This window comes from Kitasatospora sp. NPDC059817, from assembly GCF_042731835.1.
Lineage (GTDB): Bacteria > Actinomycetota > Actinomycetes > Streptomycetales > Streptomycetaceae > Kitasatospora.
This window is the reverse complement of sequence record NZ_JBHWIR010000186.1, coordinates 1-14,202: the sequence shown is the minus strand read 5'-3', so window position 1 is coordinate 14,202 and position 14,202 is coordinate 1. Positions and strand designations below refer to the sequence as shown.

Genomic DNA, 14,202 nt, shown 5'->3' with positions numbered 1-14,202 from the left:
CAGGGGGGGGGGCCCGCCCCCCCCCCCCCGGGGTGGCGCCAGCCGCCCCGGGGGGGGGGGCCCCCCCGGGGGCGCCCCCCCCCCGCCGTTTCGTCATGATTCGCCGTGCCGCCGGGCGACGGAGGCCGGGCCCGTTGCGGGGTCCTCCTCGTCCCGGTGGGGCCGGTGCGGCAGGATGTCCGGCATGACGTCGAGCGATCGTGACGAATCCGCAGGGCCGGCCGGGCCCGGCGACGCCGCAGGGCCGGTCGGGCCGGCCGTCGCCACGGCCGCGCCGCCGGTCAACACCGTGGTCGTCCCGGCCGACGAGGACCCGGTGGCGGCGGCCGGCAGCGAGGTGATCGGCGGCCCGCCGGGCCGCCGGGCGCTGCTGGGCGTCTCCTGGTGGATCCCGGCGCGCTTCCTGGCGCTGGCGGTGATCGTGGTCTCGGTGCTCGGCATGGTGCAGAAGGCGCCCTGCTACAACCAGGCCTGGTTCCAGCCGGGTTCGCCGCAGTACATCCACGCCTGCTACAGCGACATCCCGCACCTGTTCTCCGGCCGCGGCTTCTCGGCCGGGCTGCACCCGTACGTGGACCGCATCCCGGGCACCTCGGGGGATCTGCAGTACCTCGAATACCCGGTGCTGACCGGCCTGTTCATGCAGGTCGCGGCCTGGCTGACGCCCGGCGCCGGCACCTCGCAGGACCAGGAGCGGTGGTTCTGGGCGATCAACGCGGGGCTGCTGATGGCCTGCGCGGTGGTCGCCGTGGTGGCGCTCTCGCGCACCCACCGCCGCCGCCCCTGGGACGCCCTGCTGTTCGCGCTCGCGCCCGTCCTGCTGCTGAACGGCACGGTCAACTGGGACCTCCTCGCGGTCGCGCTGGCCGCCGTGGCGATGGCCTGGTGGTCCGGCTCCCGGCCCGGCTGGGCGGGTGTCTTCATCGGCCTGGCCACCGCGGCCAAGCTCTACCCGGTGCTGTTGCTCGGCCCGCTGCTGGTGCTCTGCTGGCGGGCCGGGAAGTGGCGTGAGTTCCGGGTGATGCTGGCCGGCGCGGTCGGCTCCTGGCTGCTGGTCAACCTGCCGATCATGGCGGCCAACTGGCAGGGCTGGTCGACCTTCTACGTGTTCAGCAAGCACCGCGCCGAGGACTACGGCTCGTTCTGGCTGATCCTGATGCAGAGCCGGGGCACGGGGCTGGCCGACCTCGACCTCTACATCGGCGTGCTGATGGTCCTCGGCTGCCTGGCCATAGCGTGGCTCGGCTTCACGGCGCCCCGCCGCCCGCGCTTCGCGCAGCTGGCCTTCCTGGTGGTCGCCCTGTTCGTGCTGGTCAACAAGGTGTACTCGCCGCAGTACGCGCTCTGGCTGCTGCCGCTCGCGGTGCTGGCCCGGCCGCGCTGGCGGGACTTCCTGATCTGGCAGGCCTGCGAGGTGCTGTACACCCTGGGCATCTGGTCCCACCTGGGCTTCGTCACCGGGCCCAAGCAGCACGGGATCGGCGAGGCCTGGTACCACTTCGCGGTCGTGCTGCACCTGCTGGGCACGCTCTACCTGGTGGTCATGGTGGTCCGCGACGCCCTGCAGCCGGACCGCGACCCGGTGCGCTGGGACGGCAGCGACGACCCGTCCGGCGGGGTGCTCGACCGGGCCCCGGACGTGTTCGTGCTCGGCACCGCCCGGACGCTGCGCGAGGAGGAGAGCTACGCCGGATACGCGCCGGCCGGCTCCGAGCAGTGGCTGGACGAGCCGGAACTGCCGGAGCCGGCCGAGAAGGCGTAGGCGCCTCAGTCGTTCTAGGGCCGGACAGGGTCTAGCGGTCCACCACGCGGTCGAAGTGCGTGGTGGTGTGCCGGACCTGGAGGCCGAGCTCCTCGCCGATCGCGGGGGGCTTGGTCTCGCCGTCCAGGAACAGCAGTGAGACCTGCATGTGCGGCGGCTCGGCGAACCAGAGCTGCTTGCCGGCCCAGTGGAACGGCGACTTGGTCTTGTTGACGGTCGCCAGGCCGGCCCGGGCGATGCCCTTGGCCCGGGAGGCCATGGTCTGCACGTACTTGGGCGCCTCCAGGCCGATGCCGTGCGCGGTGCCGCCGGCCACCACCACGATGTGGCCGTCGGCCGGCGCCGGGTGCTGGCGGTAGCCGTAGCGGTCGCCCTTCTTCACCGGGGTGACGTCCAGCACCGTGGCCCGGACCTCCAGCGCGCCGTGGTCGCCCAGCCAGAGCCGGGTGCCGATCCGGGCCCGGAAGACGATGTCCGGGTAGCGCTGGGCCAACTGCTCCATGCCGGCCGCGCCGAGGTGGCTGACGTACACGGTGTGCACCGGCACCCCGGCCGCCCGGGCGGTGTCCACCCAGTGGACGACCTCCTCGGTCGGGCTGGAGCCGTCCGGCCGGTCCATCGGCAGGTGCAGCGCCAGGCCCTCGAAGGCGACGCCGTCCAGCTCGGCGGCGACGGCCGTGAGGTCGGCGGCGCTCACCCCGTGGCGGCGCATGGAGGTCATGCACTCCACCACCACCCGGGCGCCGCGCAGCGCCCGCAGCGCGTCCAGGTTCGCCACCGTCCGGATCACCCGGGCGTGCGGCAGCGGCAGCGCCTCCTCGCCGACCCGGTACGGGGTGAGCACCAGCAGCTCGCCGCCGTACCACTCGGCGGCGTCGGCCGCCTCGTACGCGGTGCCGACGGCCAGCACACCGGTGCCCAGCAGCGTCGCCTCCTCGGCCAGCCGGTGGTTGCCCAGGCCGTAGCCGTTCCCCTTGGCGACCGGCACCAGACCGGGGAACTCGGCGAGGACGGAGCGCTGGTGGGTGCGCCAGCGTTCGGTGTCGAGGTAGAGCGACAGCGTCATCGGGTCAGCCTCCTCAGCGGCGGGACATGTAGAGGTCGAGGGCCTTGTGCAGCAGCTTGTTGAGCGGGAAGTCCCACTCGCCGAGGTACTCGGCGGCCTGGCCGCCGGTGCCGACCTTGAACTGGATCAGGCCGAACAGGTGGTCGTTCTCGTCCAGGGTGTCGCTGATGCCGCGCAGGTCGTACACGCCGCCGCCGAGCGCGTAGGAGTCGCGCATCATCCGCCACTGGATCGCGTTGGACGGCTTGACCTCGCGCTTGTGGTTGGCCGAGGCGCCGTAGGAGTACCAGACGTGCTCGCCGACCACCAGCATCGTGGTCGCGGCCAGCGGCTCGCCGTCGTGGTAGGCGATGTAGAGCCGCATCCGGTTCTGGTCCTCGGCGGTGAGGGCCTTCCACATCCGCTGGAAGTAGGACAGCGGGCGCGGGGTGAACTTGTCGCGCTCGGCGGTCACCAGGTAGAGCTGGTGGAAGATCGGCAGCTCGTCGTAGCCGCCCTGGTACACCTCGACGCCGCTCTTCTCGGCCTTCTTGATGTTGCGGCGCCAGAGCTGGTTGAAGTTCTTGTGGATGTCGTCCAGCGAGCGGTTGGCCAGCGGCACCTGGAACACGTAGCGCGGCTGGACGTCGCCGAAGCCGGCGCCGCCGTCCTCGCCCTGCAGCCAGCCGGCCTTGCGCAGCCGGTCGGCCACCTCGAAGGCGCGCGCCTCGTACCAGTCGGCCTCGACGTCGCGCAGGCGCTTGGCCTGCTTGCCGGCGATGGCCTCCTTGATGGTGGGGGCGTTCCAGCGGCGGATGACGATCGGCGGGCCCATCTTGACCGAGAACGCGCCCTGCGACTTGAGGTGGGCGAGCATCGGGGAGAGCCAGCGGTCGAGGTCCCGGTCGAACCAGTCGATGACCGGGCCCTCGGGCAGGTAGGCGAGGTAGCGCTTGAGCTTGGGCAGCTGCCGGTAGAGCACCAGGCCGGCGCCGACGAGCTGGTTGGCCTCGTCGAACCAGCCGATCGACTCCGAGCGCCACTCGGCCTTCACGTCGCCCCACGACGGCACCTGCATGTGGCTGGCCGAGGCGCGGCTCCTGATGAAGGCGAGGTGCTCCTCGCGGGTGATCGTCCTCAGGCGCAGGCTCATTGCTCGGTGCTCCTCGTCGGTCGGGCTGCGGTGGGCCCAGGTTCTCGGGCTGACCCTATCGTCCGGGGCCCGGGCGCCCGCCGCTGCGGGCGCGACGGCGCCCCCGTCGCGTACCTGTCTCCTTGCAGATACGCCACGGGGGCGCCGAGGGTTCCGGAACGGTGCGACCGGGGGCGGCTCAGCCCCAGAGGCCGCCGCGGGCGATGCCGAGGTAGAAGCCGATGGCGGAGGCGCCGAGCGTGATCATCAGCACGAAGCGCTCGGCCGTGGTGACCGAGACGAACATGCCGAGCAGCCCCGTGATGATCCCGAACAGGCCGGTCCACGAGGTCAGCAGGTGCAGGTTGTGGAAGAACGAGGTGGTGAAGGCGATCACGCCCAGCACGGCGGTGAGGCCCACCAGGGCGTTCTCGCGGGGGTGCGGGTGGCCGTCGGTGTTCAGTGTGAGCGCGGGCATGCGGTGGACGGACTGGGCCATGAGTCCCACCTCCTGGCGTGGAGACGAACGGGCAGGAATCCCGTTCCGTCCAGATTGCGGCGGTTGGGCCGGTCTCACAACCCCTATGCGTTTTGTTCGGCCGTCCGGGTGCGGGTAGGCTGTGCCGTCTGCACTGGTGTAGTTGTGCCCCCTTGCGCCCTCTTCCGGGCGACCACCCTGTCGGGTGAGCGGGGCCCGATTGTCGGACCCGGCCGCTACGGTGGCCGGTGTCGTCACTGCTCCGGTGCCGACGCTGCACAACCCTCCTGCCACGGAGAGACCGTGGCCGTTGAGTCCAAAGGAGGTGGGTTACCCATGCGTCACTACGAGGTGATGGTCATCCTCGACCCCTCGGTCGAGGAGCGCGCTGTCTCCCCCCTGATCGAGAACTTCCTCACCGTCGTCCGGAACGCCGGCGGCAAGGTGGAGAAGGTCGACACCTGGGGTCGTCGCCGTCTGGCTTACGAGATCAACAAGCAGTCCGAGGGCATCTACTCGGTCATCGACCTGAAGGCCACGCCTGAGGTCGTCAAGGAGCTCGACCGCCAGATGGGCCTGAGCGAGTCGGTTCTGCGGACCAAGGTCCTGCGCCCGGACACCCACTGAGCCACCTCTGAGGCCTTCGGGTCTCGGGTAGCTCGCGTCCGCTGTTTCACGTGAAACAGCGGTGAACGGACATCTTCCCGAGAGGTCATCACCACCATGGCAGGCGAGACCGTCATCACCCTCGTCGGCAATCTCGTCGACGACCCCGAGCTGCGCTTCACCCCGTCGGGTGCGGCGGTCGCGAAGTTCCGTATCGCGTCCACCCCCCGCACCTTCGACCGTCAGACGAACGAGTGGAAGGACGGCGAGAGCCTCTTCCTCACGTGCAACGTCTGGCGGCAGCCGGCGGAGAACGTGGCCGAGTCGCTGCAGCGCGGCATGCGCGTCATCGTGCAGGGCCGACTGCGCCAGCGGTCTTACGAGACCAAGGAAGGCGAGAAGCGGACGGTCTTCGAGGTCGAGGTCGACGAGGTCGGCCCGAGCCTGCGCTCGGCGACCGCGAAGGTCACCCGGGCCAACCGGTCCGGTGGCCCCGGCGGCTCTGGTGGCGGCTTCGGCGGCCAGCAGGGCGGCGGCGGTGGCCAGCAGGGCGGTTGGGGCGGCGGTGGCGGCCAGCAGGGCGGCGGCGGCAGCTGGGGTGGAAACTCCGGCGGCGGCGGCCAGTCCGGCCCCTCCGACGACCCGTGGGCGTCCAGCACTCCGTCCGGCGGCCAACAGGGCGGCGGCAGCTGGGGCGCCCCGTCCGGTGGCGGCTTCTCGGAAGAGCCTCCGTTCTAAGAGCTGACAGATTTCGTGCGGCCCGGCCGCCGGCGTCCTGAGGACGCCGGCCGGGCCGTGAACCCCAAATGGAGCACACAATGGCGAAGCCGCCTGCTCGCAAGCCGAAGAAGAAGGTTTGCGTCTTCTGCAAGGACAAGGTCAACTACGTTGACTACAAGGACACGAACCTGCTGCGGAAGTTCATCTCCGACCGTGGCAAGATCCGTGCCCGCCGGGTCACCGGCAACTGCACCCAGCACCAGCGTGACGTCGCCACGGCCGTGAAGAACAGCCGTGAGATGGCGCTGCTGCCCTACACCAGCACCGCGCGCTAAGAGAGGGTGACCAAGTAATGAAGATCATCCTCACGCACGAGGTGCCGGGTCTCGGCTCCGCCGGCGAGGTCGTCGAGGTCAAGGACGGCTACGCCCGCAACTACCTGGTTCCGCGTGGCTACGCCATCCGCTGGACCAAGGGCGGCCAGAAGGACGTCGACGCGATCCGTCGCGCCCGCAAGATCCACGAGATCCAGACCCTTGAGGCCGCCAACGAGGTCAAGGGCAAGCTCGAGGGCGTCCAGGTCAAGCTGGCCGTTCGCTCGGGTGACGCCGGCCGTCTGTTCGGTTCGGTGACCCAGGCCGACGTCGTGGAGGCCATCAAGGCCGCCGGCGGCCCGGCCGTGGACAAGCGCGCCGTCGCGATCGCCTCGCCGATCAAGACCGTGGGCACCCACAAGGTCTCGGTCAAGCTGCACGCCGACGTCCAGGCCAACCTCGACGTCGCCGTCGTCGCTGCCTGAGTTCCGTAGCAGTGGCCTGAGGGCCGGACTCCTCCGGGAGTCCGGCCCTCGGTCGTGTTCCGGAGCGTTCGGCCCCTGCGCATTCGGTGTCGGCGCATTCCGTGCCGGAGCCCTCGGCCCCGGCGCCGTCAGCTCCGGACGGCCCCGGTGACCAGCCAGCGGCCGCCGCGCGCCCGCCCGACCAGGAAGGCCGCGCGGACCAGCATGAACAGGTTCATCGCCCACCACAGCCCGGCCAGCCCGGTGCCGGTGGCCGGCACCGCGATCGCCGCCGGGGTGAACACCGCCAGGGTCGCGATCGCCGCCCAGGCCAGGTAGGGGCCGTCCCCGGCGCCCATCAGCACCCCGTCCAGCACGAAGACCAGGCCGGCGACCGGCTGGCTGAGCGCGAGCAGCAGCAGGGCGGTGTCCAACTGCCCCTGCACCGCCGGATCGGGCGTGAACAGCGGGACGTACAGCGGGCGGGCGGCCACCAGCAGCAGACCCAGCAGCACGCCCGAGCCGATGCCCCACTCGACCATCCGACGGGTGGCGGCCCTGGCGCCCGGGATGTCCTCGGCGCCCAGGTAGCGGCCGATGATCGCCTGGCCGGCGATCGCGATGGCGTCCAGGGCGAAGGCCAGGAAGCTGAACAGCGTCATGGTGATCTGGTGCGCGGCCACCTGGTCGTCGCCCAGCCGGGCGGCCACCGCGGTGGCGATCATCAGCACCGCGCGCAGGCTGACCGTCCGGACCAGCAGCGGACCGCCCGCCCTCGCACTGGCCCGGATGCCGGCCGCGTCCGGCCGCAGCGAGGCGTGCTCGCGCCGCGCCCCGCGCACCACCACGACCAGGTAGACGGCGGCCATCCCGGTCTGCGCGAGCACGGTGCCCCAGGCCGAGCCGGCCACCCCGAGCCCGGCGCCGTACACCAGGCCGGCGTTCAGGCCGATGTTGGCGGCGAAGCCCGCGATCGCCACCAGCAGCGGCGTGCGGGTGTCCTGGAGGCCGCGCAGCACGCCGGTGGCGGCCATCACCATGAGCATCGCGGGGATGCCCAGGGCGCTGATCCGCAGGTACGTCACGGCGTAGGGGGCGGCGGTCTCCGAAGCCCCCAGGACGTCGGCCGCCCAGGGGGCCAGCAGCACGGTGAGCAGCACCACCGGGACGGCCAGACCGAGGGCGAGCCAGATGCCGTCGACGCCCTGCTGGACGGCGCCGCGGCGGTCCCCGGCACCGATCCGGCGGGCCACCGCCGCGGTGGTGGCGTAGGCGAGGAAGACGAACACGCCGGTCGCGGTGGACAGCGCGGCGGCGGCGATGCCGACCCCGGCCAGCTGTGGGGTGCCGAGGTGGCCGACGATCGCCGAGTCGGCCATCAGGAAGAGCGGTTCGGCGACCAGCGCGCCGAAGGCCGGGACGGCCAGTGCGAGGATCTCCCGGTCGTGCCGGCGTCTGGAGGGGGTCGGGGCTGCGGGAGGGGCGGTCATGGGCTCCAGGCTACTCATCCACAGGTAATGACTGCTAGTGGCAGTTGTCTATTACTCGAATTCTTGAGCGAGGCGTTCGACCCGCTTCGCGCCCGCGGGGGTCCGGCTGTGTGTGAAGAATTTCTCATGCACAGGCCCGGAAAGAGGTAATACCTGGTCAACAGGTTGACGGTGGACAGATGGTCTGGTTATCCACAGGGCCTTCCACAGGGGCGTCCACAGCTTTGCGGCACTTCTCCACAGCCCAGGGCCGCTCGTCCACACCCCCTGTGGATAACCGCCTTGGCTGAACGGCTCCCGGCGCCTTAGCGTGGGCCCTCCGCCCGACACTCCCGCCCGCCCCGGCGTCCGATTTGTCGGTGCCGTGGCGTACAAAGAGGAGCGGCTCCGCTCCACCCAGCCACCGGCAAGACCCGCTCCAACTCGCACCACTCGCTGATCGGGGAACACGCGTGACCGGCCCCCAGTACGACGACCACGACGCCCCGCCGCCGGAGGAGGACTGGCAGCCCGCCGAGGACCCCTTCCCCGCCGGCGCCTTCGACGACACGTCCTTCCCCGACGGGCCCGGCGACCGGCTCCCGGTCTCCCGCAGCCGCTCCGGCCAGGGCGGCGGCCGGGACGGCAACCGCGACGGCGGCGGCCGCGAGGGCGGCTTCCAGAAGGGCGGCAAGGGCGGCCGGAGCGGCTCCCAGCGCGACGGTTCGCAGAGCGGTGGCGGTGGCGGCGGCTGGCAGCGCCGTGGCGACGACGAGGGCCAGGGCGGCGCGGACGGCTTCGAGCGCGTCCCCCCGCAGGACCTCGCCGCCGAGCAGTCCGTCCTCGGCGGCATGCTGCTGTCCAAGGACGCCATCGCCGACGTGGTCGAGGTGCTCAAGCCGGCCGACTACTACCGGCCCGCGCACGAGATGGTCCACGGCGCGATCCTCGACCTGTACGCCCGCGGCGAGCCGGCCGACCCGATCACCGTGGCCGGCGAGCTCACCAAGCGCGGCGAGCTCCAGCGCGTCGGCGGCGCCTCCTACCTGCACACCCTGGTCAACTCCGTCCCGACCGCCGCCAACGCCGAGTACTACGCCCAGATCGTCCACGAGCGCGCCGTCCTGCGCCGCCTGGTCGAGGCCGGCACCCGGATCGCCGGCATGGGCTACGCGGCCGAGGGCGACGTCGACGAGATCGTCAACGCCGCCCAGGCGGAGATCTACGCCGTCACCGAGCAGCGCACCAACGAGGACTACGCGCCGCTCGCCGACATCATGGAGGGCGCCCTCGACGAGATCGAGGCGATCGGCTCCCGCAACGGCCAGATGTCCGGCGTCCCGACCGGCTTCGCCGACTTCGACGCGCTCACCAACGGCCTCCACCCCGGCCAGATGATCGTCATCGCGGCCCGCCCCGCGATGGGCAAGTCGACCCTGGCGCTGGACTTCGCCCGCGCCTGCTCGATCCAGAACAAGCTGCCGAGCGTGATCTTCTCGCTCGAAATGGGCCGCAACGAGATCGCCATGCGCCTGCTGTCCGCCGAGGCCCGGGTCGCGCTGCACCACATGCGCTCCGGGAACATGACGGACGACGACTGGACCCGCGTCGCCCGCCGGATGCCCGACGTCAGCGAGGCGCCGCTGTTCATCGACGACTCCCCGAACCTGTCGATGATGGAGATCCGGGCCAAGTGCCGCCGGCTCAAGCAGCGCAACGACATCAAGCTCGTCGTCATCGACTACCTCCAGCTGATGCAGTCCGGCGGCTCCCGCCGGGCCGAGAACCGCCAGCAGGAGGTCTCCGACATGTCGCGAAACCTGAAGCTGCTGGCCAAGGAGCTGGAAGTCCCGGTCATCGCGCTCTCCCAGCTGAACCGTGGCCCCGAACAGCGCACCGACAAGCGGCCGATGGTCTCCGACCTGCGCGAGTCCGGCTCGATCGAGCAGGACGCCGACATGGTCATCCTGCTCCACCGCGAGGACGCCTACGAGAAGGAGTCCCCGCGCGCCGGCGAGGCCGACCTGATCGTCGCCAAGCACCGTAACGGCCCCACCGCCACCATCACGGTGGCCTTCCAGGGCCACTACTCGCGCTTCGTCGACATGACCCGGGACTAGCACTGACGAGGGGCACCGGGGGGCCTCGTCCGACCGTCACCGAGGCCAACGCAGCAGTGTGATGAGCTACTGTCCGTGCGGTGAAAACGATACGACAGCTGTCCGCCCGCCGGGCCGGGGGAAGCACGAAGGCTCGGGCGAGCGGGTCGGCCAGTCGGCTGGGCTGGCTCGACGCGCTTCGCGGCGTGGCCGCCCTGGTGGTGGCGCTCCACCACTTCGACGTCCTGAAGATGCTGCCGGACGGGGTGGCGTCCTTCATCTGGTGGCACGCCGACCTGGGCCTCTACGGCGTCATGCTGTTCTTCCTGGTCAGCGGCTACATCATCCCGGCCTCGCTGGAGCGTCGCGGGGACGTGCGGGCGTTCTGGATCGGACGGATCTTCCGGCTCTGGCCGCCGGTGATCATCGGTATCACGGTGGCGCTGGCCATCATCCCGAAGGGCGACGGCTCGGTCGCGCTCTTCGCCACCGATCACGACCTGATCTACGTGGCCGCCAACTCGACCATGCTGCAGGACTTCATGGGCGTCTGGAACGGCCTGGGCGTCATGTGGACCCTCAGCTACGAGATGGTCTTCTACTACATGGTCACCGCGCTCTTCACGGTCGGCCAGCACCGCCGCAGCGGCCCGATCGCGGTCGGCTTCGCCGGCGTGGCGCTGCTCTTCGGCACCTCCATCGCCTCCCACACGCTGACCAGCGACATCACCTCGACCCGCAACCTGGTCTGGGGCTCCGTCCTGATCGTGCTGTTCGGCTTCGCCTGCGTGCTGAGCGGCCGGCCGAACCTGACCCGGGTCGGGGCGATCACGCTCGGTCTGCTGGGCTTCGTGCTGATGTACAACAACAGCCGGGCCCCGATGTTCGAGACCCTGATGATCTTCGCGACGATGTTCGCGGGCACCGCGATCTACCGGGCCGAGAACCGCCAGATCGACCGCCTCCAGGCGATCCTGTGCTGCGGCTTCGTGGTCGTCGCGGGGGTGGCCGTCGCCTGGATGTACAACCGTGACGGCATGGAGCAGAACACCTGGACGGCCGGCTGGATGGCCTGGGCCGGCTCCTACCTCGGGGCCTGGATCACGTTCGGCATCGGCATGGCGCTGCGCAAGCGCCGCTTCCCGAAGCCGCTCACCTGGCTCGGCGGGATCAGCTTCTCGCTCTACCTGCTGCACGTCCCGCTGGTCCACACCATCCAGCCGCTGCTGCACGTGCCCAAGGTGCCGCCGACGACCGGCGGCAAGCTGATCTGGACGGCCGAGTACCTCGTCGTGATCATGCTGGCGAGCTGGGTGATGTACCGGCTGGTGGAGCTGCCCGTGCAGAAGCTGGGCCGCAAGGTGGCCAAGGCGGTCGAGCGCCGCTGGCCGGGCAGCGCCCTGCAGCCGGCGGCCGCCGTGTCGATCGGGGCGCCCGCGACCGGCGAGGCCGCCGGGGCTGTTCCGGCCCAGTCCGGGGAGAAGGGCCAGGGCGGGGGCCAGGATCAGGAGAAGGATCAGGTGCCGGTCGAAGTCGGCGCCGGCGGCCCGGGGCAACGGGTCGGCTGACCGCCGCACGGACACACCGAGGGCTCGCCTCCTACCCGGGAGGCGAGCCCTCGGCGCGTGGTTCCTGGGTGCCGTCAGACGGTGACGGTGGCGCGGAAGAGGGTCGTGGCGGTGCCGGACAGCCGGGTGGGGGCGCCGGTGGCGGGGAGGAAGGCCGACCGGCCGCGGGCGAGGTCCAGGGTGGTGCCGTCGGCGGCGGTGAGCCGGGCGGTGCCCTCGGTGCAGAGCAGGATCTGCGGGGCGCGGCCGTCGATCTCGCGGTCCCGGCCGTCCAGGACGAAGCGGGAGAGCCGGAACTCGTCGATCGGGACGGGGTAGAGCTCCTCGCCGGCGGTGCCGTCGACCGGGCGGGGGTGCAGCAGCTCGGGGGCGCCCGCCTCGAAGACCAGGACCTTCAGCAGCTCGGGCAGGTCGATGTGCTTGGGGGTGAGGCCGGCCCGCAGCACGTTGTCGGAGTTGGCCTGGAGCTCGACGCAGGCACCCGCCAGGTAGGCGTGCGGCACGCCGGCGTCCAGATAGAGCGCCTCGCCGGCCCGGAGCCGGAAGTGGTTGAGCAGCAGGGCGGCGATCAGACCGCGGTCCTCCGGGAAGTCCTCGGCGATCCGGGCGTACGGCCCGTAGTCGCCGGCCGGGTCGGTGCGGGCCAGGGCCGCGGCCGTCTCCCGGACGGTCTCCTCGGCGGCCTTCCCGTCCATGGTGAGGATGGCGGCCAGCGTGCCGCGCAGCGCCTCGGCCTCGTCCTCGACGGCCAGCAGGTCGATCAGCGGGCCGAGCCCGGGCACCGCGAGCCCGGCCATCAGCCCGGCCGCCTCGGCGGGCCGCCGGAAGCCGCAGAGCCCCTCGAAGGCGCCCAGCGCGCAGACCATCTCGGGCTTGTGGTTGGCGTCGCGGTAGCTCCGCTCGGGGGCGTCCAGCGGGATGCCGAGGGCGTTCTCGGCGGCGAACCCGGCGCGGGCCTGGGCGATCGTGGGGTGGGCCTGGATGGACAGCGGGATGCCCGCGGTCAGGATCTTGAACAGGAACGGCAGGGCCGGACCGAACCGGGCGACGGTCGCGGCGCCGAGTTCGCCCTCGGGGTCGGCCGCGATCAGCTCGTCCAACCGGCGGGGCCCCTCGCCCCGGTCGGCCCGCGACGGGTCGCCGGGGTGGGCGCCCATCCACAGCTCGGCCTGCGGTTCGCCGGTCGGCTCCTGCCCGAGCAGTTCGGGCAGGGCGGTCAGCGACCCCCAGGCGTATGGGCGGACGGTGTTGATGAGCCTGTCCATGCGCGCGGTCCTACTCCTTCGCTGGGTGGCGGGTGTGCCGGATCGTCGGGGCAACGGGCCCGGCGGTGCGGGGGTCCGGGTACGGGCAAGGTCATCGACCCTAGCCGACCGGTGTCGCCCGCGAGGAAACGGCGGGTACCGGAGGGGAGTGCCCTGGCCGGACCGGTGGTTCCCGGGCGCGGTAGTAGGATGCCAGGACGCAGTAGTCTCCGCCCTGCACAGCAGTTTCCACCGTGGTCACTCCGTCGGCGGGCTGCCGGCGGAGCCGCGTTCCAGAGTGCGGGCGATGGTGTTCTGACACTCCCCGCCATCGGCCGAGAGGTTTGTACGTGACCGTGAACCAGCAGAGTTTTGCTGATCTCGGCAGGGTCCTGGTGATCATTCCGACCTACAACGAGGCGGAGAACGTCGAGCGGATCGTCGGCCGGGTGCGGGCGGCGGTCCCCGAGGCCCACGTGCTGGTCGCCGACGACAACAGCCCCGACGGCACCGGCGAACTGGCCGACAAGCTGTCCGCCGAGGACCCGAACGTGCACGTCATGCACCGCAAGGGCAAGGAGGGCCTGGGCGCCGCCTACCTCGCGGGCTTCCGCTGGGGCATCGACCGCGGCTACGACGTCCTGGTCGAGATGGACGCGGACGGCTCGCACCAGCCCGAGGAACTGGACCGGCTGCTGGGCGCGCTGCGCGGCGCCGACCTGGTGCTGGGCTCGCGCTGGGTGCCGGGCGGCCGGGTGGTGAACTGGCCGAAGTCGCGCCTGCTGCTCTCCCGCGGCGGCTCGACCTACTCGCGGCTGGCGCTGGGCGTGCCGATCCGGGACGTCACCGGCGGCTACCGGGCGTTCCGCAAGGAGACCCTGCTGGGCCTGGGCATGGACGAGGTGGCCTCGGCCGGGTACTGCTTCCAGGTCGACCTGGCCTGGCGCACGGTGAAGGCCGGGTTCAAGGTGGCCGAGGTGCCGATCACCTTCGTCGAGCGCGAGCTGGGCGCGTCCAAGATGAGCCGCAACATCGTCGTCGAGGCGCTGTGGCGGGTGACCGCCTGGGGCGTCTCCGACCGGCTGGCCCGCCTGCGCGGCGCGATCAAGCGCTGAGCTCCACGACGTAACCTCCACGACGTAACCGCCCGGGGCCCGTCCGTTGCCACAACGGACGGGCCCCGGGCGTGTTTGGGGCCCGGGGCCCGCCCCCCCCCACCCCAAAGTGCCCCCCCCCCCAAACCCCAAATTTCCAGCACCCGCGATGGGGGCCCCCCCCGCGCGCCCGCCCCCCCCCACCCC

13 protein-coding genes are annotated in these 14,202 nt (G+C 71.6%); 8 read left to right on the top strand and 5 right to left on the bottom strand.

All coding sequences use genetic code 11. From position 1 onward, the window contains the following. The first annotated feature begins 184 nt into the window (after positions 1-184). On the top strand, positions 185-1,762 hold the full coding sequence (locus ACFV61_RS29260; protein WP_380369723.1) for a glycosyltransferase family 87 protein: 1,578 nt from the start codon (positions 185-187) through the stop codon (positions 1,760-1,762). Positions 1,763-1,793: 31 nt separating this feature from the next. Here the strand turns inward: ACFV61_RS29260 and ACFV61_RS29255 are convergent, their stop codons facing one another. From ACFV61_RS29255 to ACFV61_RS29245, 3 genes are all read right to left on the bottom strand, one after another. Next, the gene (locus ACFV61_RS29255) at positions 1,794-2,828 is read right to left on the bottom strand and encodes an alanine racemase (RefSeq protein WP_063348483.1); all 1,035 of its coding nucleotides are present in this window, start codon (positions 2,826-2,828) and stop codon (positions 1,794-1,796) included. Positions 2,829-2,841: 13 nt separating this feature from the next. Beyond that, positions 2,842-3,960, bottom strand: coding sequence for a peptidoglycan bridge formation glycyltransferase FemA/FemB family protein (locus ACFV61_RS29250; protein ID WP_063348484.1), 1,119 nt, complete (start codon positions 3,958-3,960; stop codon positions 2,842-2,844). A gap of 178 nt (positions 3,961-4,138) precedes the next feature. Then, on the bottom strand, positions 4,139-4,438 hold the full coding sequence (locus ACFV61_RS29245) for a hypothetical protein (protein WP_063348485.1): 300 nt from the start codon (positions 4,436-4,438) through the stop codon (positions 4,139-4,141). Between the two features lie 315 nt (positions 4,439-4,753). Here ACFV61_RS29245 and rpsF point away from each other — a divergent pair, with 315 nt between their 5' ends. The 4 genes from rpsF (at position 4,754) to rplI (ending at position 6,542) form a co-directional block, all read left to right on the top strand. Continuing rightward, positions 4,754-5,044, top strand: coding sequence for a 30S ribosomal protein S6 (gene rpsF, locus ACFV61_RS29240; protein WP_063348486.1), 291 nt, complete (start codon positions 4,754-4,756; stop codon positions 5,042-5,044). A gap of 96 nt (positions 5,045-5,140) precedes the next feature. Then, on the top strand, positions 5,141-5,761 hold the full coding sequence (locus ACFV61_RS29235) for a single-stranded DNA-binding protein (RefSeq protein ID WP_063348487.1): 621 nt from the start codon (positions 5,141-5,143) through the stop codon (positions 5,759-5,761). Positions 5,762-5,841: 80 nt separating this feature from the next. Beyond that, positions 5,842-6,078, top strand: a complete 237-nt coding sequence (gene rpsR / locus ACFV61_RS29230) for a 30S ribosomal protein S18 (RefSeq protein ID WP_030304537.1) — start codon at positions 5,842-5,844, stop codon at positions 6,076-6,078. Between the two features lie 17 nt (positions 6,079-6,095). Then, positions 6,096-6,542 carry a 50S ribosomal protein L9 gene (rplI, locus tag ACFV61_RS29225; RefSeq protein ID WP_063348488.1) on the top strand — a complete coding sequence of 149 codons (447 nt, stop codon included), beginning with the start codon at positions 6,096-6,098 and terminating at the stop codon, positions 6,540-6,542. A 128-nt stretch (positions 6,543-6,670) separates the two neighbouring features. Here rplI and ACFV61_RS29220 read toward each other — a convergent pair whose 3' ends face one another. After that, positions 6,671-8,011: an MATE family efflux transporter gene (locus ACFV61_RS29220; protein WP_380428616.1), complete on the bottom strand. Its 1,341-nt coding sequence runs from the start codon at positions 8,009-8,011 to the stop codon at positions 6,671-6,673. 452 nt (positions 8,012-8,463) lie between these two features. On the opposite strand from ACFV61_RS29220, the gene dnaB reads away from it, so the two are divergent. Both dnaB and ACFV61_RS29210 read left to right on the top strand, forming a co-directional pair. Further along, on the top strand, positions 8,464-10,110 hold the full coding sequence (dnaB, locus tag ACFV61_RS29215) for a replicative DNA helicase (protein ID WP_380428614.1): 1,647 nt from the start codon (positions 8,464-8,466) through the stop codon (positions 10,108-10,110). An 80-nt stretch (positions 10,111-10,190) separates the two neighbouring features. Then, positions 10,191-11,657 (top strand): acyltransferase, encoded by a 1,467-nt coding sequence (locus ACFV61_RS29210; protein ID WP_079135734.1) that lies wholly within the window; start codon positions 10,191-10,193, stop codon positions 11,655-11,657. 74 nt (positions 11,658-11,731) lie between these two features. Here ACFV61_RS29210 and manA read toward each other — a convergent pair whose 3' ends face one another. Continuing rightward, positions 11,732-12,922: a mannose-6-phosphate isomerase, class I gene (gene manA / locus ACFV61_RS29205; protein WP_063348491.1), complete on the bottom strand. Its 1,191-nt coding sequence runs from the start codon at positions 12,920-12,922 to the stop codon at positions 11,732-11,734. A gap of 329 nt (positions 12,923-13,251) precedes the next feature. Here manA and ACFV61_RS29200 point away from each other — a divergent pair, with 329 nt between their 5' ends. Beyond that, on the top strand, positions 13,252-14,016 hold the full coding sequence (locus ACFV61_RS29200) for a polyprenol monophosphomannose synthase (RefSeq protein WP_380494831.1): 765 nt from the start codon (positions 13,252-13,254) through the stop codon (positions 14,014-14,016). Positions 14,017-14,202: the final 186 nt, after the last annotated feature.

Bases quoted from the DNA above. Each gene is read 5' to 3' on its own strand.
- ACFV61_RS29260 (WP_380369723.1), top strand. From the start codon at position 185: ATGACGTCGAGCGATCGTGACGAATCCGCAGGGCCGGCCGGGCCCGGC.
- ACFV61_RS29255 (WP_063348483.1), bottom strand. From the start codon at position 2,828: ATGACGCTGTCGCTCTACCTCGACACCGAACGCTGGCGCACCCACCAG.
- ACFV61_RS29250 (WP_063348484.1), bottom strand. From the start codon at position 3,960: ATGAGCCTGCGCCTGAGGACGATCACCCGCGAGGAGCACCTCGCCTTC.
- ACFV61_RS29245 (WP_063348485.1), bottom strand. From the start codon at position 4,438: ATGGCCCAGTCCGTCCACCGCATGCCCGCGCTCACACTGAACACCGAC.
- rpsF (WP_063348486.1), top strand. From the start codon at position 4,754: ATGCGTCACTACGAGGTGATGGTCATCCTCGACCCCTCGGTCGAGGAG.
- ACFV61_RS29235 (WP_063348487.1), top strand. From the start codon at position 5,141: ATGGCAGGCGAGACCGTCATCACCCTCGTCGGCAATCTCGTCGACGAC.
- rpsR (WP_030304537.1), top strand. From the start codon at position 5,842: ATGGCGAAGCCGCCTGCTCGCAAGCCGAAGAAGAAGGTTTGCGTCTTC.
- rplI (WP_063348488.1), top strand. From the start codon at position 6,096: ATGAAGATCATCCTCACGCACGAGGTGCCGGGTCTCGGCTCCGCCGGC.
- ACFV61_RS29220 (WP_380428616.1), bottom strand. From the start codon at position 8,011: ATGACCGCCCCTCCCGCAGCCCCGACCCCCTCCAGACGCCGGCACGAC.
- manA (WP_063348491.1), bottom strand. From the start codon at position 12,922: ATGGACAGGCTCATCAACACCGTCCGCCCATACGCCTGGGGGTCGCTG.